Below are 19,117 nucleotides of genomic sequence, written 5' to 3' on the forward strand. Positions count from 1 at the left end.
CCTTTCCATCGCGCTCGATGAACGCTGCGCAATTGCACATTAAAATATCACTTCGAAATGGGATGTATATCATATTGTTAGTAAAATGTTATTGAAGTCTTCCCGTATAAAACATATTACATAATATAGTTTATGTTTTAACGAGCGGAGAGCGTAATGAACATCCTGAAGCATTTTATCAATGGGCAATATGTAGCAGGTTCGGAGGATAATCTCTTTGAACTGGTAAGCCCGGTCAACGGAGAGACCTACGCGCTGTCGCCAGGTGCAGGTCGTAGCGAGGTAGATCAGGCCTATAGCGCAGCGAAAAGCGCGTTTGCCGTCTGGAAACATTCCACCCCGTCCCAAAGACAGCTGGCACTGTTAAAACTGGCCGACGCGATTGAACACAATGTGGACCGACTGGCGCAAGCGCAAAGTCAGGAAACAGGGCAGTTACGTCACTTTATCGAAAAGGAAGAGATCGCAGCATCCTGCGATGCACTGCGTTTCTTTGCCGGTGCGGCGCGATGTCTTGAAGGCAAAGCCTCATATGAATATACCCCCGGTTTAACTTCAACTATTCGCCGCGAGCCGTTAGGGATTGTCGGCCAGGTCACGCCGTGGAACTACCCGTTTATGATGGCGGTGTGGAAAATTGCCCCGGCATTGGCCGCGGGGAACACCGTGGTGCTTAAACCTAGCGATACCACGCCCATCAGCACCTTAATTCTGGCGGAACTTGCCGCGCCAATTTTCCCACAGGGCGCGTTTAACGTGCTGCTTGGCAAGGCCGAAACCGGCTCCCTGGTGGTATCGAGCACAGAAGCGTCGTTGGTTTCAATTACCGGCTCGGTGCGTGCGGGTTTACAGGTAGCGGCATCTGCTGCTGCAAACCTCACCAAAGCTCACCTCGAACTTGGCGGCAAAGCACCGGTTATCGTTTTTGCCGATGCCGACATTAATAAAGCGGTAGACATTATCACCACCGCGGGCTTCTTCAACGCAGGCCAGGATTGCACCTCGGCGACGCGCATTCTGATTGAAGATTCCATTTATGAATCATTTCTCGAAAAGCTGGTAAGCAAAACCCGCGAAATCAAATTCGGCGTGCCGGAAGATAAAGATGCGTTGTACGGCGCACTTAACAGCCGCAATCAGTTAGATCAGGTTAAAGGCTTTATTAGCCGACTACCGGCGCACGCCAAAATCGAAACCGGTGGTAAGCCTGGTGCGGGCCCTGGTTTTTATTTTGAACCGACGATTATTTCCGGGCTTGAACAACACGACGAGGCGATTCAGCACGAAGTCTTTGGCCCGGTGATGACCGTGCAGAAATTCTCCTCAGAAGAAGAGGCGCTGGATAAGGCGAATGACGTGGAATATGGCCTGGCATCCAGTGTCTGGACCAGTAATCACGGCCGCGCCCAACGCTTCAGTATGCGTCTCGATTTTGGCACGGTGTGGATTAACAACCATATACCACTGTGCGCTGAAATGCCCCACGGCGGCTTCAAGAAATCCGGTTACGGGAAGGACTTGTCATCCTACTCGCTGGATGAGTACACCCGTGTAAAACACATCATGTGCGATACCTCTGACTCTTAATATTAAGGTGATGAAATGAAAGCAATAAAAGTTGCCGTACTCTCTTTCGCTCTATTCTCAAATCTGGCGCTGGCGGATGTTTCCCCGTTGACGGTGGTTAAAGATTATATGTCCGCATGGAACGCCCATGATTCAGCAAAAGCTGCACAATATTTAGCCTCAGACGTGGTTTATTACGATGCAGCAAATGGCACGCCGGTTAACGGGAAGGCAAACGCGGAAAAAGACGTTATCGGTGCTTTTATTAAAGCCGTACCGGACCTGACATGGAAAATGACCAGCAAGCCAGTCTATGACCACGACACCATCGCCTTCCGCTGGGAGTTTAGCGGTAAAAATAGCGGTGAGTGGGCTGGCAGCCCGGCTACCAATAACCCGATTAAATTTGAAGGCGTCAGCTATATCACCGTCAATAACGGCAAGATTACATGGCAAGGCGATTACTACGACTCCAGGAAACTGGATGAAGAATTAAAACCACAGGCTAAATAAGTAAGGTCTTTTATGTCGATAACCAGACGTGATTTTCTCAACGGAGTTGCCATCACTATTGCTGCAGGGTTAACACCTCTGGACCTTGCCAAAGCTGCCGGTAATGCCCGCGCGGTTATCGGGGAGGATTACTATCCGCCCCAACTTGCCGGGTTGCGCGGTAACCATCCCGGTTCATTCGAGATGGCGCACGCAATTGGCCGTGACCATGAAAAATTCAGCACAGACCATCTTCCGATTGAAGAAGAGTACGATCTGGTTATTGTCGGCGGCGGGTTAAGTGGTCTTGCGGCAGCCAGTTTTTGGCAAGACCTGATGGGTGAAGAGAGCAAGGTGCTGGTGCTTGATAACCATGATGATTTTGGCGGCCACGCGAAGCGCAATGAGTTTAACGCCGGTGGCAAAAAAATTATTGGCTACGGCGGCAGCGAAGCCTTTCAGTCGCCAACGCGTAACTTTAGCCCGGTGGTAAATGGCCTGATGTCTAAGGTTGGCGTTAGCGTAGCGCGCATGAAGCAGAGCTTTGAGGTCAATTTTTACCCGGACTTAAATCTGAGCCGTGGGGTTTTCTTCGACAAAAAGAACTTCGGTGAAACCAAAATTGTTGGCGGCGATCCTGGGCGCGCAGTCGCCGATGATATCCCGCCAGACAGACTCAATGGCCGCAGCCTTGAGGCATTTATCAATGATTTCCCATTAAGTGAGAACGACCGCAAATCCATTCTGGATTTGTACGTCAATCCGCAGGATTACCTGAAAGGGATGTCGGTAGACGAGAAAACCGAATGGATGGACACCCACAGCTACCGCGATTTCCTGGTGGAGAAAGTGGGTCTGAGCAAAATGGCCATCTTGTATTTCCAACAGCGCACCAATGACTTCTTTGCTATCGGCATTGAAGGCGTGAGTTGTGGTGATGCGCGCACTTGCGCATTGCCGGGAATGGACAAGATGGGCCTGCCTCCTCTCGATGAAGAATCCCTTGCCGATTTGGAAGAGCCTTATGTCTATCATTTACCGGATGGTAATGCGGGCCTGGCTCGTTTGATAGTCAGGCACCTGGTGCCCGAAGCGCTACCTGGCAACACGATGGAAGACTCCATCACCTCCAGGCTGAATTATCAAAAACTCGACAACAAAGAGAACAGCACCCGCATTCGCCTGAGCAGCATTGTGATTAATGCGGCCAATACCGATGATGGCGTAGTCGTGACCTACGTTAATGACGGCAAAGCGCATCGCGTCAAAGGGCGTAAGGCCATCATGGCGGGCTACAACATGATGATCCCGTATCTGGTGCCTGAAACCCCGGAAGAGCAAAAGGCTGACTTGCGCCTGAACGTCAAAGCGCCGCTGGTATACACCAATGTGGTGGTCAAGAACTGGCATGCTTTTACCAAACTCGGTATCCACGAATTCTATTCTCCTGCGGCCCCTTACAGCCGCGTGAAGCTCGACTACCCGGTGAGCATGGGAAGTTATCACCACCCGCAAAATCCGGATGAACCTATGTGCCTGCACATGGTTTATGTACCCACATACCCGGGCAGCAAAATGAGTGCCCGCGAACAGTTCCGCCAGGGGCGAGCTTATTTGCTTGGCACCACTTTTGATGCTCATGAAAAGATGATCCGCGAACAGCTTCAGGAAATGTTGGGGCAAACCGGGTTTGACCATGAACGGGATATCACCGCTATAACCGTGAACCGGTGGGCTCATGGCTACGCTTATTACGCCAGCGCGTTGTTCGATGATATGGATAAGATACCGGAAATTATTAAGCGGGCGCGTAAGCCTATCGGGCGAATCGCGATTGCTAATTCTGATTCAGACTGGGACGCCTATGCGCATACCGCGATTGACCAGGCGTGGCGTGCGGTCAATGAACTCAAGGCGATGGGATGAGCTGACATGAAACAGACTTTATTAGCTATCGGATGCATTTTATATACCGGCCATGCAGCGGCTATCTCTGCGGGTGAATACATGGCAAAGGTCTCGGACTGTGTGGCTTGCCATACCGCCGAAGGTGGCCAACCGATGGCGGGAGGGAAAGCATTTTCCACGCCGCTTGGGAATATTTACGCCACCAACATTACGCCAGACAAAACCTCCGGCATTGGTCAGTATTCGTATGAAGATTTTGAGAAGGCAGTAAGGCAGGGGATTGCGAAAGATGGTCATCCACTCTATCCCGCAATGCCTTATCCGTCGTATGCCAGAATGTCCGATAAAGACATTCACGATCTCTACGACTATTTCATGAAAGAAGTTCCCGCTGCAGACGTGAAAAATAAAGAGAATGATATTCCATGGCTGTTTTCCGCCAGATGGCCACTGCATATCTGGAATTGGTTATATGTTGAGGATGCTCATCCTGATAATACAGCGCCAAAAACTACGGAGCAGGATAAAGAATTACTGGCCCGAGGTGCATATTTGGTTGAAGGTCCAGGCCATTGCGGTGCCTGTCATACCCCAAGAGGCGCCTCAATGCAGGAAAAAGCCTATAATGGGACCAGCGATATTTATCTTAGTGGTGCAACGATTGATGGCTGGTATGCGCCATCACTACGAAATATCTCGATGTCATCGGAGGAATTAAAAGATCTTCTGCGGGTGGGAAGAAGCCAGCATGGAGCAATTTCGGGGCCAATGAGTGAAGTCGTTACGCAAAGTACGCAATATCTTACCGATGGTGATTTAGATGCTATTTCCTTTTATTTGCTGAATTTCAACCATAAAAATCCAACGCCTGTTGCAAAAGATGGTTCAATAAATTATTCACCGACGGATGGGAAAACACTCTATTCAATGTATTGTTCGACCTGCCATGGTGATGACGGTAAAGGTAAAGATTTTACCGTGCCTTCTTTAGTGAATAACTCAATAGTCACGGCGAAAGATCCAGCGTCATTGATCTCGGTTATTTATCAAGGTGCGCAAACACCGCAAACCAAGGGTAATATTTCCTTTAGAATGCCAGCATATAAAGATTCAATGTCAGCTGATGAAATGGCTAATGTGGTTAATTATGTGAGAGGGAGTTGGGGAAGTGGTACAGCGCCTATCAGTAAGGATGATGTTGTGAAAGTTAAAGAAGCGCAGAAATAATTATTTATTGCCAGAGTGGATGGTGTCATTGCTTATCCACTCTGGCAAACAGATCACCATGGCAACCAACTGTTAACGAATAACCTTCCTCACCCTAACTAATGGTAGGGAAGATATTGACATCTACATCACCCAAAGTTTTATTTATGGATAATTCTTTAATCTTGCTGGCTTGTGTGTCATCTTCAGCGCGCATAAGGTTGTGTGGCTCATCATCAATGATGGCAAAGTTCAAGGTATTGGGTATATAGGTTCTATATTGGCATTTCAAATGAAAAAGTATTTACCTCTGTTCTTTATTATGTGCGCATTTCCAGCATGTTATACTCATGCTAATGATAGCCTGGTGAATATAAAGAAAAATCATAAAATAACATTAAGCTATTCGTATAATGATTTTCCTTTCTCATATGTTGCTAATGCCAAGCCAGTTGGCATGGCAATTGATATATGCCAGGATGTTGTTGAACAGTTAGAGAAAGAGTTAAACATCCCTCATATTGAGATTAATTGGGTTGGGGAAAAACAGAACGTAACTTTACAAAAAGTAAAGGGGCATACTGTTGATATGACATGTTCGGCAATTACCCGTACAGATGCACGACTTAAAACTTATAATTTCTCTAATCCCTATTTTATTACTACGACTGTATTACTTTCTAAGAAAAGTGAATCTGTACAGCAAGCAAGTCAACTACGTGGTAAAACAATAGCGGCTGTTTCCGGTGGTTCCGCCATTGAGCGTGTTAACAAATTGAACCTTAAACTGGATTATTCGCTTCTGATGGTAACGACGCCAGATTTTGCATCGGCTTTAGAACTCCTTAAGTCTGAAACCGTCAAAATGTTAGCTAACGACGAGGTTTTACTCGCTGCATTTAAAGCCGGGGACCTCGAAAGTTATGCCATCAGTTATGTCGATTTCGGCGCTACGGATGCTTATGGATTAATGATGGCAAAAGATTCCGTTGAATTAACCGATCTGGTTAATAATTCATTAGGCGAAATAATCAACAGTGGAAGGTATATCGAATTATATAACAAATGGTTTATGTCGCCCGTCCCGCCATTGCAGCAAAATTTGCATATGCCAATGAGTAAAGTATTACAGCACTATGTGAAAGCAAGTGCGCCAGGCGCGGCATACCGTACATTGTCGCCTGAGTAGCAGTAAGGTTCCCTGCCCAAAATCTTAAGCTGTAAGGTACAAAAAATAACCAGCAGAAAGAATAAGCCAGGGGCCAAAGGCTACTGGCTGGTTTAGCTTTTGGCGTTTAAATAAATGCATAATAACCGCCGCCAATAAGCCACCCATAGCCGCAATCATGACTAATTGTGGCAAAACTTCCCAGCCTAACCAAGCACCTATAGCCGCCAATAATTTAGCATCGCCACCGCCAAGTGCGGCTCTCCCGGTCAGTTTTGTGAAAATGACTGACAGCAACGCAAACGCCAGATAACCGCAGATAGCACCGGCCACTGCATCCTGTAGGGTGACAAAACAACCGTTAAAATTCACCAGCAAACCGCACCAGGTTAAGGGTAGGGTAAGGGCATCGGGTAATAACATCGTCCGCGCATCTATAACAGCAAGCGTTAATAACACGGATATAAAAAACAAACTCGCCGCGAGCTGTATTCCAGGTGGCCATAACACTCCTGCACAGATAAATAACGCAGCGCAGGTTAATTCGACCAGCGGGTAGCGCACGGAAATACGCTGCTGGCAGCAGCGGCTTTTCCCACGTAACAGGCACCAACTCACGACCGGTAGCAAATCACGGCGTAATATCGGATGCTGGCAAGAGCAGCAGGTTGAGAGTGGCCAGCACAAATTATAGGTAGGCCGGGAAGGGACTGGGATATTCAGCGTAAGCAAAGCCTCATCCTGCCATTGGTCGGCGAGCATTTTGGGTAAACGCCAGGCGACAACATTTAAAAAACTACCGATCAGTAACCCCAGAACACCCAGCATTGCGCCCCAGGTGATGGGGTAGAAAGAAGCCAACTCAACTAACATCATCACCATCACCAGTCCGACAGTGCCGTTACGCGGAACGTTTGCCCTTCAAACGAGAAAATACTGTCATCAGGTTCAATTTTCATAAGCTTTACTCCCGCACCGACTGCGGCTCCCTCGTGGTAATCATTGCCATTAAGATTGATAACGCTTTTGCCCGTTTCACTGGAATAGACGTGGGCGTTGTATTTGATGGAAGGCATTCGCCGCCGTGCGTCTTCTGATAACTGCTCGAGACCTGGATAGGCATCTCCATTCGCCATTTTTTCATCTGACACGACGCTGCCTGGTTCTTCGACCTCTGGTGACTCTTCCTCTGGAACGGCTTCCGATTCTACTTCTGGTTCAGCAGGCAAAGGCTGTGTGTTAAACGTCAGCGTGTTGCTGATAATGCGCCAGGGTTGAGTTACCTGGTGTGGTACTTCAACTCTTTTGACAGTCGGCGGATTATGCAGGCTGTACCAGCCGTAGCAGGCAGCAACACCGGAGAGTGCCGCAAAGGTTAAGCCTGAACACCAGGTTAAAATCAGAAACCCTTTGGCTGACAATCTTGAGTGTGGTTTGAGAGTAAGTGACAGGTTCATGGTTTCTCCTGCTCTGTCGTGTTGTTGATTGCCTGGTCGCGGGCAGGAATCGTGCCATCAAGAGTGGGAATCTCCTGTCCGGGCTGATTGCTCAGGCGCAGTAGTGTTTGCTCTCCTGCAATACCATCAGCAGGCAGGTGCTGCAATTTTTGATATGCGAGGATTCCCGCCTGAATTTTTGCACTCTTTTCACTCACCGGCGTTTTCAATGCTGTCGTGAGTCGTTGAGCCACCCATTGAATATCTTCTGTCGGACTATGATTGGTCACATAAGTCGCGCCGCTGGCAGGCATTTGCCAGACTAACGTGGCATCGTTTTGAAAGCGCTGATTAAGCCAGTCGAGGGAAACTTCCCATTCCTGGTTGGCAAAAAGAAGCGATGCCTTGCCATCGTTGACGTGGCTGAGCACCGCAAACCAGTGGCCAAAAGTCTTATCTTTGAGATGCACGACAGCGGGATAATTCAGGGAGACTAACTCACTTAAATCGCCAAAAGTGCGAAAGCAGCGCAGCCCAGCGGGGGATATTGTCTCACATGGCGATATGTCATCCGCACTCTCATAACCCCATGTTGCGTTCAGTAACGAAAAGGCATCACTCTGATTGCGGGCGTTATTTACAGCCGCCGCAAACGATGCCTGAGTTTTAGGGTCGGGAGCAATACTCACCGGAACTTTTACGGTGCGTACTTCCGGTTGTGGCAGCCATCCCCACTGTTTCCAGCTAAACCCGCCGACAACAAACACAAGCATGCAGGCCGCAATGAGGGTCATGGCTCCGGGCATTCCGCCAATATCGACCCGCCCCGTGACCTTGTGAGCAGCTTGCGCGGCATGTGATGAGGTTATGCGCCAACGCCTTTCCAGCGATGCATCCACTAACATTTGCTCGCAAAGCCGATTGATAATGCGTGGAATACCTTTACTGATGCGCGTAATGACACTGATCGCACCGCGCGAAAAGATAGGGTGTAAGCAGCCCGCTCTTTGCAGGCGAAACCGCACTGCCGCGTCCACATCTTCGACCGACAGCGGTGTGAGGAAATAGCGTGCTGTCACCCGTTGCTTTACCTGAACCAGCCGAGGGCCATTAAGTTTATCTTCGAGTTCTGGTTGGCCGATAAGCACAATCGACAGCAATTTTCTGTCGTCAGTTTCAATATTGGTCAGGGCGCAAAGTGTTTCAAGCAGGGCCTCGGTGAGATGCTGCGCTTCATCAATCAGTAATACCGCCTGTTTCCGCCCCCTGTGGTTATGACGTAAAAAGGTCTCCAGATCGGTTTCATCGGGCAAATGAAACGCTCGGCAAATTTGCGTCATTAGGGCTGTGGGGGAATTTAACGGGGCAATCAAATATGCCGTTTCGGTTTCGACTCCAGCATGCAGGCAAATATGGCGAGTCAGGGTGGTTTTACCGGTGCCGGGTGAACCTACCAGGGTCATAAAACCGCCTGAGGAAATGGTGCGATGCAGCAGGTTTAGGGCTTCTCGATGCGCTGGGCTAAGGTAGAGATAATCAGGGTCGGGTGAGAGCGTAAAGGGTGCCGCATTCAGCGCGAAAAAATCCTGGTACATGGTTCATGTTCCTCTTACAGGCGCTTACCAACGCCCTGATGTTTCGAATGTATAACGGCCTTGTGATTCATGACCGGCACTTTGCGCCAGTAGCATCAATAACGCAGGAGGGAAAGCAGGGCCGGGCGTGACCTCACCTTGCAAACGATACTGTTGTGCTCCCTGTAACAAGAGCTGCCCTTTGCTGTGGAGTTGTTCGGATGATTGCGTGATGTCGGCAAGCCATTGCTGGTTCATGCACTTGATGCGCATCCGGGTATCACCGGTATTCACAGTCGTGGCAATATCCACCAGGTTCCCATTACTCCAGCGCACATCGGCCACCGCCTCAATACAGTTGTGAGGAGTAAAACGAAGCTGTGTCAGATGAGCGTTTATGTCGCCACTGAGTTCGGCTGAAAGTCCCATGGCATTGCCCAAAACCGCCGCCGGGAAACGCAGCGTCGCCTCCTGAATGCTCCATTCGCCGTTCCAGCCAACAATCCCCCGCCCGTTAATCATGCGAGGATCTGCCAGTTCAATATCTGCCGCGATCTTTCCCTCGAACAATGCCGCGCTACGCCAGTTCCAGCTAAGTGGGCCAACTTGTTGCTTGCCCAGCACTAAGGACTGCACCTGACCTTGCCAGAGCGTGCCGCTGGCACCCTGTAATGAGACTCCCGAGGACAAAGGCAACCACGCGATGACCAGGCGGGCGGGTATCATCAACATCAGCCCCAGCAGGTAACCCAGTACCAACGGCAGTAGCAGATATCGTCTTTTCATGAGTGGCTACGCCCGGATAGCACTAAACGGTTCACTTGCACATTTCCCTGGCCTTTATCGGTCAGTTCAACCTGCTGCGGGACGATGCCATATTGAAGTTCAAGAGTTTGTAGCCAGTTTGCCAGCGAGGTAAAAGGCAGTGGCGTGGCGTATTTGATCTCCAGTTGGTTGTCTTTCTGCGTCACTGGCGGGGCAGGCAGATGTGCAACGGTGCTAGTGCGGGTCATTACATCGTCCATATTGGTGACTGGCAGCGAAATCGCCATTTTTTGCCCGATCTCACTTTGCATCTGGGCCAGTTGTGCCTTCATTTGCTCAAGACGCGACATTGCCGGGTGATTCTCTTTATGGCGTTTTGGTTTCCGGTTGAGATAAACCGTAACCGTTCCCGATCTGGTGTTTTCTTCAGCGATGCGCAGTGAGAATCCGGCGGGAATTCGCTGTTCGATAGCCTGTAATGCGATGGCCGATGTGCCTGAGAGTTGCGCTTGCAGCTCCTTTTGCGCAGCATCAAATTGCAATGTTTGCACGCGAACAGTAGAGGGAAGCACGCTATCAAGTGTTCGGGCTAAAGGCAGGAATTGGCTGTTTCGCTCCTCCATCTTCTTTTTAAATGCTAACCACGGGTCACTCACCGGTTTGCTACCCGGGAAGGCGTGGCGGTAGACAGCGGTCATCTGCTCCTGAAGCGCAGATTGCTGGTGGCTCAGGCTGAGACTCTCCAACTCACGGGCAGCAAGTACCATAACCAGGATTGCGACCAGCAAATACACTGGCGTGCGCCACACACCAAAGCTGCCGGATATATTCCTCTGTGGGCGATATATGCCTTGCAGCAAGGTGACGGGCGGAAGATGGACCGCGCGCAGCGGCAAGGTTTGTGTTGTGGTTTGCCACCCGGAGACTTGCGTTGCGGGTAAACAGGCTATCAATTCATCTTCAAGCACCATACCTCGCCAGCGCGATTCTCGAATCAGATGCTGTTTATCAAGTGACCAGCGATACCCACCTACAGTTTGCGGCAGCGCTAAAACATCAGGCAGCATCCGGCTGGCTTGCAAACCTGCCTCATCCAGCCAACGCAGCCACTCCTGCATTAAGGTGTGTTCTACCGCGGCCAGATGAACTGATGGTGATTCGTGGGCAAGCACCGCCACATGCAATCGGGCCGGGTCTTCAACCACTTCATCTTCGAGTAGAAAAGGTAGCGCGTTGCGGGTTTTATGCGTCAGCCTCCCTGGCAAATTGACGGAGCGCAGCACCAAATCGCAGGCTGGCACCAGCGCAATCACCTGGTTGCCACTGGCGTATTCCTGCAAGCTTGCGAGCGTTGCTGCATCGGGCACCTCGCCGGAAAACAACAGCTGATCGTCTGCGGAGAATAGCCACCAGAACATAGGTTGATGCGCATGGCTTGCGAGACGGATTAATAAAGTTTCACTCATGGCCATACTCCCGTCTCACGGCTGCGAACAATAACCTTGCGGTCGCTGGCGCGATAAAAATGGCTGATCATTCGACTGTGTTGTTGTTGGTTTTCGATGGTGAGTGACGAAACAAAATAGTCACTGTTCACCGTAAGAGATCGAGAAATTTCGGGCCCGGCAATCCGCTCATCGCCGCCAGGAATAAGGGCTAAAAACTCATCGACACTTTTCCAGCCTTCCGACGGGCGGCGTTTAATCAGCTCACGGGTTGACTGAACGGACAGGATGTTCAAAAACAGTGCTGACAACAGCGGCGCCTGTGCTTCCTCAAGCGTGTTGATATTCACCGCAAGAGACCGCTCGGGAAGAGCGCAAACCAGTGGCTTGAGTGTCCGATATAACTCTCCACTTATACCTTTGACGGCACGTAATTCGCTCAGGTGTCTCATCGGTTGGTTAGCGGGCAAATAGGGTGGATTAAGCGCCATATAGTCATGGTCTTCTGCCCCTAATAGTTGTGGGTCACTATTCGCATCCAACCAATCTTCGACGGTCGCCGCGAGCTTCCGGGCGCGCAGGTTGTCTACCTCAAGCCCCTGTAAGAGCGAGACAAATACCTGTTCGCGATACTGGGCCAGATTGTCCAGGTTATTCTCATCATGGTTTTGCAGGCTGTTGAGATTAAAGCAGGCTTGCTCATCACGGATCTCAGCACGCAGTGCAACCTCGTTAATCGGCCAGACCTCTTGCTGTGTGGCCCAATACTGCGCGCGGGAGGTTTTTTGTGGGCTATCCATCATGTCCTGATACAGCACTCGGGCGACGAACGCTTCACCACCCAGAAGATACTCATGCATCTGTAATTGGCTCAGTAGCGTATGGCTGCGCTGCCACATCTGCCGGTAACGGGCCGTCATTTGCGAAGCCAGAAGAGCCATAACAGAAAGCAAAAGTAAGACGACAAGCAAAGCCATACCTCTTTGATATTTCATTGGGCATTCTCACTTGCGGCCAGCAGAAAGCGCCGCGTAATGAGACCGTAATCGGGTAACTCCAGCGTGACCTCCACCGCTTGTGGCAGTTCGCGCGCCGCCGTCCATTGTGTTAACCAGTGACCGTCGCGGTAATAACGCAGGCGGAATTGCCGCACCGACTTCAGCACCACAGTTTGGTTAGGCTCGGTGCCCGGTAGGTTATCCGGGTAACGCCATGTCACTCGTTCAAGCTGTGAATCCCGTAAACGCCAGCCTAGCTTTTGCAGCTCGCTACGGCGCAGGCGGGCATCGGGATTAAACCAACCGCTGCGGGTAAATATCACGCCATCGGCTGCGCTAAACACCGTATTCCCCGGAGCGCCCGCCTCACGCACGGTGCGTGGGAAGCTCTGGATAAAGTCATTTTCCAGTTGCTGCATGGCAAAACTGAGCTCGGTCAGGCGTGAGATTTTCGCCTGGGTCACGGCGTTGTTACGTAATACACCCTGGAATACCGCCTGAGCCGTGAGGGTTAGCAGGGCGAAAATCACCAATGCGACCAGCACTTCCAGTAGCGTAAAACCCCGCTGATTGCTGTTCATGGCTGACGGAAAAAATAGCTACGCAGTTGAATGCGCGGATCGTCGTTCGGCGTGCTTCGCACCTGGATTTCAACGGCGCGTAACAATGGATCTCTTGTTGTCTCTCCCAGGCGTTGCCAGTACCAGTTACGCCCAGCGAACTGCTCTTTTCCGGAAACCTTTACCAGCGCTGGCCAACCGCCAGCCAGGCGCAGATCGACCATCTGATTTTCCGCGACCCAACTGCCAAACAAGCTTTCTTCCATAGATTGCAGTGCCATCATTTGGATACTAAGGCTGTTCATTAATGCAAGGCTGGCGCCGGCAAAAATGACCATTGCCACCATCACTTCCAGTAATGTCATTCCGCGTTGCTTCATGGTGTGGTGTCCGTAGCATCAACCAGCTGCACTTCACCGGCTTCGCTGACGATTAATATCGCAATGGCCTTTTTTTGCGCGAAGGCGCGCAGCTCAAATGGAGTGACTTCACCACCGGGAAACAGCAGCAACTGCGGCTTATCTTCCCGTTCATCTGTTGGTGATTCGTCAAGCAGCAGATCCTGTTGCGTCAGCTGTAATGTGATGGTTTCGCCATCAAGTTGCTCCATGGCTGATATCACCCGCCAGCCGTGAGAGCTGCTGAGATCCTGCACCATAAATTGATAGCCGTGCGCCTTGATGCTCAGGCCAAATAGTGAACCCTGCGCCATCGCTTCCATGCGTTGCACTGGAATGGCATCGGCAAGCCGGGCCAGCATTTCGCGCCCCTGTTTTTGGGGGGAGTTTGCCGGTAGCGCCATCACAACCAGACTTGATGCCGTAGCGATGATTGCCACGACCAGCATCATTTCGATGAGCGTAAATCCCCGGTTGCTCGTAGCGCTGCTCATTAGCTTTTGGCTCCGCTCATATCCCAGTTGCCAATGTCGTCATCGTTGCCCGCTTGCCCATCAGGGCCTGCGGAAATGATATCAACCGAGCCATGCTCGCCGGGGCTGACCAGTTGATAAGCGTTTTGCCATGGATCTTCCGGAAGGCGTTTTATATAGCCATTCTGTTTGTAGTTTTTCGGCACGGGTGCGGCTTCCGGTTTGTTGAGTAGCGCATCTAAACCCTGTTCGGTGGTGGGGTAGCGCCCATTATCAAGGGTGTACATATCCAGCGCATTTTCGAGTGCCACAATATCGGTGACCGCTTTTTGTCGGTCGGCCTGATTTTTATTACCCATCAGATTTGGCACCACAATGCTGGCAAGAATCCCGAGGATGACGATCACCACCATAATTTCCAGCAAGGTAAAACCTTGCTGCTGAGACTTATGCATAACGACTCCTTTTCAATGACTGATCATGTTATTTAGTTGCAAAATGGGTTCGAGAATTGCCAGCACGATAAACAGCACCACGCTTGCCATACTGACCACCAGCAGTGGCTCGAACAGGCTCAGTGCGAGGGTCATCTCTTGCTGTAACGCGTTATCCTGGTTGTCAGCTGCACGAGACAACATGCTATCCAGGGTGCCGCTTCGTTCGCCGGAGGCAATCATATGCAGCATCATCGGTGGGAACAGGCGCGTCTGTTCTAAGGCTCCGCGCAAGGTGCTGCCTTCGCGTACTCGTTGTTGGGCAAGATTGATACGTAGACGGGCTTCAGCGTTTTGCAGCACTTCACCACTGATCTGCATGGCATCCAGGAGCGGTACGGTGCTGGCATTGAGAATGCTGAGTGTGCTGGCAAAACGGGCGGTATTGGTGGCCCGGCTAAGCCTGCCTGCTATTGGCAAACGCAGCACTAAATTGTGGAAACGCAGGCGATTTGCCGGGGTTTTTAACCAGCGACGCCAGTAAAGTGCCGCACCGGTTATGGCAACCAGAAAAAGCACGCCAAAACGTTGCAGCATTTCGCTGCATCCCATCAGCAGGCGGGTACTGAGCGGTAGTTCCTGTTTCATGTGGACAAACTGCTCCACCACATTAGGGACGACCGTCACCAGTAAGATGGCGATGACTCCTACAGCCACCACGGTAAGAACACAGGGGTAAACCATCGCCTGGCGCAGCTTGTTTTGCATCTGCTGGCGCTGCTCGGTGTAATTTGCCAGCCGCATTAATACATCATCGAGGTGGGAAGACTTTTCACCGGCCGCCACCATGGCGCAGTAAAGGTCATCGAAGGCGGCAGGGCTCGCAGCCATGCTTTTTGCCAGCGTTTGCCCTTCAAGGACGCGACTACGCACGCCGTTAATCACACTCTGGATGCGGGCTTTTTCCGTCTGGTGCGAGACCACATTCAGGGCTTCCTCCAGTGGTATCGCCGATCCCAGAAGCGTGGCAAGCTGCCGGGTAAACAGGGTTAATTCACTTTTGCGCATTCCCGGCGCGCGGCGGAATGAAAAATGACGGGAGGCGCTTGTTGATGTGCCCACTTCGCTAATTGAGACAGGCAGTAATTGCCTTTCGCGCAGTTGTTGACGAGCGTGACGGATGGAATCCGCCTCGAGCGAACCTTGTTTTGACTTGCCTTTACTGTCCAGTGCCTGCCAGCGGAAATCAGCCATGATTATTCTTCCCTGCTCACGCGGAGCACTTCTTCGAGCGACGTCACGCCTTGCCGTACCTTTTCCAGGCCGTCATCGCGCAAGGCCGGTGTACAGTTGCGAATAAGCGCTTCTAGCTCATCCTCCGTAGCATCGTGGTTAAGCGCTTTGCGGACAGCTTCATCGATAACGACCAATTCGTGCAGCGCGGTGCGTCCGCGATAGCCGGTGTGGTTGCAGCATTCACCGCCGACCGGTTGCCATAGGTGGGTAACATCGCTGCCAAGGCCGTAACGCAGGCGTTGCTGTTCATCCAACAATTGCGGGGTTTTGCAGTGCAGGCAGAGTGTGCGCACCAGGCGTTGTGCAAGCACCGCCGTAAGTGAAGAGGCGAGCAAAAACGGCTCCACGCCCATATCTCGCAGGCGGGCAATGGCACCAATAGCACTGTTGGTATGCAGCGTCGAGAAGACTAAATGCCCGGTCAAAGAGGCCTGAACGGCAATCTTCGCGGTTTCGGTATCGCGGATTTCGCCGATCATTACCACATCCGGGTCCTGACGTAGAATTGCGCGCAACCCCCTGGCAAAAGTCATATCGACTTTGTTATTGACCTGTGTCTGGCCGATGCCATCGAGGTCGTATTCGATGGGGTCTTCCACCGTCAAAATATTGCGCTCGTGGTTATTAATTTCAGATAGCGCGGCATAAAGAGTGGTGGACTTACCCGAACCCGTTGGGCCAGTGATCAGAATAATGCCATACGGCTTACGTACCAGTGTGGACATGGTCTGCTGTAAACCCGCTGACATTCCCAAGTGAGAGAGCGCCAGATGGACGGTGTTTTTATCCAGCAGGCGCAACACGACCCTTTCCCCGTGGCTGGAAGGCAGCGTTGAGACACGGACATCGACGGCCCGCCCACCGATGCGCAGGCTAATACGTCCATCCTGCGGAACACGTTTCTCGGCAATATCGAGACGTGCCATGATTTTGATACGCGAGATAAATACCGCCGCCAGTTGGCGCTGTGGCTGGATAACTTCACGTAAAACGCCATCAATACGAAAGCGAATCGCAAGCCGGGACTCGTAGGTTTCAATATGAATATCGGAGGCACCAAGTTTTATCGCTTCGCCCAGCATGGCGTTAATCAGGCGAATTATCGGCGCGTCATCCTCCATATCGAGTAGGTCCTGCGTACCAGGCAACTGCCCGGCGAGGTCGCTAAAACTCACGTCGTTACCCAAATCCTCCATTAACTGGCGCGCTTCACTGCCATCGCGTTGATACTCTTTGATCAAGAGTTGCTCAAACTGCGCTGTGGCGACGGCGTTAACCGAAAATGACTGGCGCATGACTCGACGTATTTCCAGCAGGGTTTGTGGCCTGAGTTCACCATGATGTACCAGTACTGGCGTCTCATTTTGCCACTGCACCAGCACGCCATGATCGCGGGCAAAGCTAAAGGGGAGCTTTACCCATTTTCGCTCCTCACTCATTGAAGAAGCCTCCGCGCGGCCGGGCACCCGGTGTTGCAGGCAGAGTCAGGTCAGGGGTGGGGAGGGCGAGAGGATCACGATTGAGACGATCGGATTTTTGTTCATCACGGAACTGGCGATATTTTTCATTGGAGACGCCGTTATAACTGGCACCATCGCGCAGGATGACCGGATGAATGAACACCATCAGGTTTTGTTTACTGGTGCTGGTGCTGTTGTAGCGGAACAGATAACCGAGCAGCGGAATATCACCGAGGATCGGTACTTTGCTGACGCTCTCGGTTGTTTGGTTGTTCAGCAAGCCGCCGAGCACCACGGTTTCGCCGCTTCTGACCATTACCGCATTGTTGATGGTGCGGGTGTTAAACGTGGCACCCAGATCGCTCCCGGCTGAAGATGAGTCAACGGAACTGGCGGAGGCCACGCTTGAAACTTCCTGCTCAATATTAAGCAACACGCTTTCACCGTCATTAATCTGCGGGATAACCTTGAGCTTAGTGCCCACCGTTTTGCGCTCGACGGTGTTGTACACGCTGCCGGTTGTACTGGCCTGGCTGCCGGTAATAACCGGGACTTCCTGGCCAACGTTTATGGCTGCTTCTTTGTTATCAAGCGTAACGATGCTCGGGGTGGCGAGAATATTGCTGCGTGAGTTGTTGGCAAGTGCTGTAACCAGTCCGCCCCAATTACCGTTATAAAAACCGGCGGCGATACCGTTAAAACTACTGAGTAAGGCAGCACTGCCAGACGAGCCGTTTTTCCGGTTTTCGGCGGCGACCACTGCGCTTATCGGCAGCCCGGTGCTGGTAAATTGGGTTGCGCCACCATTTTCGTTAAACCACTGCACGCCGAAATTGAGCGCGTCACCATCCTGCATTTCTACAATGACTGCCTCAATCAACACCTGGGCGCGGCGGATATCGAGACGATTGATGATTTGTTCCAGCGCCTGCATGGCATCAGGCTGCGTGGTAATAACCAGTGAGTTGGTTTGTTCATCGGCAACAATGCTGACCTCTTTGCCGCTAAATGTAGTGCTGCTGGCACCGGCAGCCGTGCTGGCAGGCGCAGTTTCACCTTTGGTTGGTTGGGATGGCGATGAATTTGCACCGCTCAGGACCGCAACCAGGTTTTTCGCCTGGGCGTATTTAAGATAAAAAACGCGAGTGTTCCCCTGGTTTTGCTCTTCACGGTCAAGCTGACGGGCGATAGTGATTAAGTGCTGGCGGCCCTGTGCACTGCCGGAAATCACTACGCTATTGGTACGCTCATCAGCCACCACATTCGGTGCCAGACCGCTGCCTTTACGGTCGTTTTTGTTTAAGCCATTAAGGATTAAACCCATCTCACGTGCAGAGGCGTACTTTAATTTAATGATGTCCGATTGCTGATTACCGGCTGAATCTACGCGGCGCACAATTTCTGCCAGACGATTCACAACCGCCGCACGACCCGTCACCAGCAGCACATTGGCGGATTCGTAATGCACCACATTTCCGGCCCCAGCGTTATCGTTAAGCTGGCGCAAAAGTGGGGCGAGCTCTTTCACATCGACGTTTGAAACCGGAATAACGCGCGTCACCACTTCGTCTCCGGTTCCCGCATGATAATCATCGGCCAGCGGGATAGCTGCGGTTTTGGCATTGGCGGCTTTCACCACCTTCAGCACGCCACTGGCTCCTGGCACTACGGCGAAACCGTACACATCCAGCACGCTCAGGAAGAACTGGTAGTACTGCTCATCATTGAGTGAGTCATAGCTACGAACGTTGACCACACCGCGCACGGCGGGATCGATAATGATGGTTTTATGCAGGTTTTTACTGACGATATTAATAAATTCCTGAATATCGGTACTTTTGAAACTGGCGCTGTAATTGGCTCCCCAGGCAGCAGGCAAGAGAGCCATCAGCAGAGTGAGGCTCTGGGCAATTCTTGTTATTTGTAATGACATACCCA

Annotated in this window: 18 protein-coding genes; 5 read left to right on the forward strand and 13 right to left on the reverse strand. The window is 51.4% G+C overall.

Annotated features, from left to right (window positions below; translation table 11 throughout):
• The first annotated feature begins 156 nt into the window (after window positions 1-156).
• From GC128_RS19730 to GC128_RS19750, 5 genes are all read left to right on the forward strand, one after another.
• Window positions 157-1,587 (forward strand): gamma-aminobutyraldehyde dehydrogenase, encoded by a 1,431-nt coding sequence (locus GC128_RS19730; protein WP_151995724.1) that lies wholly within the window; start codon window positions 157-159, stop codon window positions 1,585-1,587.
• A 15-nt stretch (window positions 1,588-1,602) separates the two neighbouring features.
• Window positions 1,603-2,079 (forward strand): ester cyclase, encoded by a 477-nt coding sequence (locus GC128_RS19735; RefSeq protein WP_064511810.1) that lies wholly within the window; start codon window positions 1,603-1,605, stop codon window positions 2,077-2,079.
• A gap of 12 nt (window positions 2,080-2,091) precedes the next feature.
• A complete protein-coding gene (locus GC128_RS19740) occupies window positions 2,092-3,984 on the forward strand; it encodes an NAD(P)/FAD-dependent oxidoreductase (RefSeq protein ID WP_151995725.1) in 1,893 nt (630 codons plus the stop codon).
• A 6-nt stretch (window positions 3,985-3,990) separates the two neighbouring features.
• Complete coding sequence (locus GC128_RS19745) at window positions 3,991-5,193, forward strand: cytochrome c (protein ID WP_151995726.1); 1,203 nt, start codon at window positions 3,991-3,993, stop codon at window positions 5,191-5,193.
• A 202-nt stretch (window positions 5,194-5,395) separates the two neighbouring features.
• Entirely contained in the window at window positions 5,396-6,361 is a 966-nt protein-coding gene (locus GC128_RS19750; protein ID WP_151995727.1) for a transporter substrate-binding domain-containing protein, read from the forward strand.
• 24 nt (window positions 6,362-6,385) lie between these two features.
• On the opposite strand, the gene GC128_RS19755 is transcribed toward GC128_RS19750, so the two are convergent.
• The 13 genes from GC128_RS19755 to gspD are packed head-to-tail and all read right to left on the reverse strand — an operon-like array spanning window position 6,386 to window position 19,112.
• Window positions 6,386-7,216 (reverse strand): prepilin peptidase, encoded by an 831-nt coding sequence (locus GC128_RS19755; protein WP_151995728.1) that lies wholly within the window; start codon window positions 7,214-7,216, stop codon window positions 6,386-6,388.
• Between the two features lie 5 nt (window positions 7,217-7,221).
• Window positions 7,222-7,797: a general secretion pathway protein GspB gene (locus GC128_RS19760; RefSeq protein WP_151995729.1), complete on the reverse strand. Its 576-nt coding sequence runs from the start codon at window positions 7,795-7,797 to the stop codon at window positions 7,222-7,224.
• The gene (locus GC128_RS19765; RefSeq protein WP_151995730.1) at window positions 7,794-9,371 is read right to left on the reverse strand and encodes an ExeA family protein; all 1,578 of its coding nucleotides are present in this window, start codon (window positions 9,369-9,371) and stop codon (window positions 7,794-7,796) included. Before GC128_RS19765 ends, GC128_RS19760 begins: the two co-directional genes overlap by 4 nt.
• A gap of 24 nt (window positions 9,372-9,395) precedes the next feature.
• Complete coding sequence (locus GC128_RS19770) at window positions 9,396-10,136, reverse strand: type II secretion system protein N (RefSeq protein WP_151995731.1); 741 nt, start codon at window positions 10,134-10,136, stop codon at window positions 9,396-9,398.
• Window positions 10,133-11,581 carry a type II secretion system protein GspL gene (gene gspL / locus GC128_RS19775; protein WP_193216287.1) on the reverse strand — a complete coding sequence of 483 codons (1,449 nt, stop codon included), beginning with the start codon at window positions 11,579-11,581 and terminating at the stop codon, window positions 10,133-10,135. Before gspL ends, GC128_RS19770 begins: the two co-directional genes overlap by 4 nt.
• The gene (gspK, locus tag GC128_RS19780; RefSeq protein ID WP_151995733.1) at window positions 11,578-12,555 is read right to left on the reverse strand and encodes a type II secretion system minor pseudopilin GspK; all 978 of its coding nucleotides are present in this window, start codon (window positions 12,553-12,555) and stop codon (window positions 11,578-11,580) included. The genes gspL and gspK overlap by 4 nt, the downstream gene beginning before the upstream one ends.
• Complete coding sequence (gene gspJ / locus GC128_RS19785) at window positions 12,552-13,139, reverse strand: type II secretion system minor pseudopilin GspJ (RefSeq protein ID WP_151995734.1); 588 nt, start codon at window positions 13,137-13,139, stop codon at window positions 12,552-12,554. Before gspJ ends, gspK begins: the two co-directional genes overlap by 4 nt.
• Window positions 13,136-13,498, reverse strand: a complete 363-nt coding sequence (gspI, locus tag GC128_RS19790) for a type II secretion system minor pseudopilin GspI (RefSeq protein WP_226812196.1) — start codon at window positions 13,496-13,498, stop codon at window positions 13,136-13,138. Before gspI ends, gspJ begins: the two co-directional genes overlap by 4 nt.
• Complete coding sequence (gene gspH, locus GC128_RS19795) at window positions 13,495-14,010, reverse strand: type II secretion system minor pseudopilin GspH (RefSeq protein WP_151995735.1); 516 nt, start codon at window positions 14,008-14,010, stop codon at window positions 13,495-13,497. Before gspH ends, gspI begins: the two co-directional genes overlap by 4 nt.
• Window positions 14,010-14,444, reverse strand: a complete 435-nt coding sequence (gspG, locus tag GC128_RS19800; RefSeq protein ID WP_151995736.1) for a type II secretion system major pseudopilin GspG — start codon at window positions 14,442-14,444, stop codon at window positions 14,010-14,012. The genes gspH and gspG overlap by 1 nt, the downstream gene beginning before the upstream one ends.
• Window positions 14,445-14,456: 12 nt before the next feature.
• Window positions 14,457-15,677: a type II secretion system inner membrane protein GspF gene (gene gspF, locus GC128_RS19805; RefSeq protein WP_151995737.1), complete on the reverse strand. Its 1,221-nt coding sequence runs from the start codon at window positions 15,675-15,677 to the stop codon at window positions 14,457-14,459.
• Between the two features lie 2 nt (window positions 15,678-15,679).
• The gene (gspE, locus tag GC128_RS19810; protein WP_151995738.1) at window positions 15,680-17,158 is read right to left on the reverse strand and encodes a type II secretion system ATPase GspE; all 1,479 of its coding nucleotides are present in this window, start codon (window positions 17,156-17,158) and stop codon (window positions 15,680-15,682) included.
• Window positions 17,151-19,112 carry a type II secretion system secretin GspD gene (gene gspD / locus GC128_RS19815; RefSeq protein WP_151995739.1) on the reverse strand — a complete coding sequence of 654 codons (1,962 nt, stop codon included), beginning with the start codon at window positions 19,110-19,112 and terminating at the stop codon, window positions 17,151-17,153. The genes gspE and gspD overlap by 8 nt, the downstream gene beginning before the upstream one ends.
• Window positions 19,113-19,117 lie beyond the last annotated feature (5 nt).

The organism is Buttiauxella massiliensis (assembly GCF_902500225.1).
GTDB lineage: Bacteria > Pseudomonadota > Gammaproteobacteria > Enterobacterales > Enterobacteriaceae > Buttiauxella > Buttiauxella massiliensis.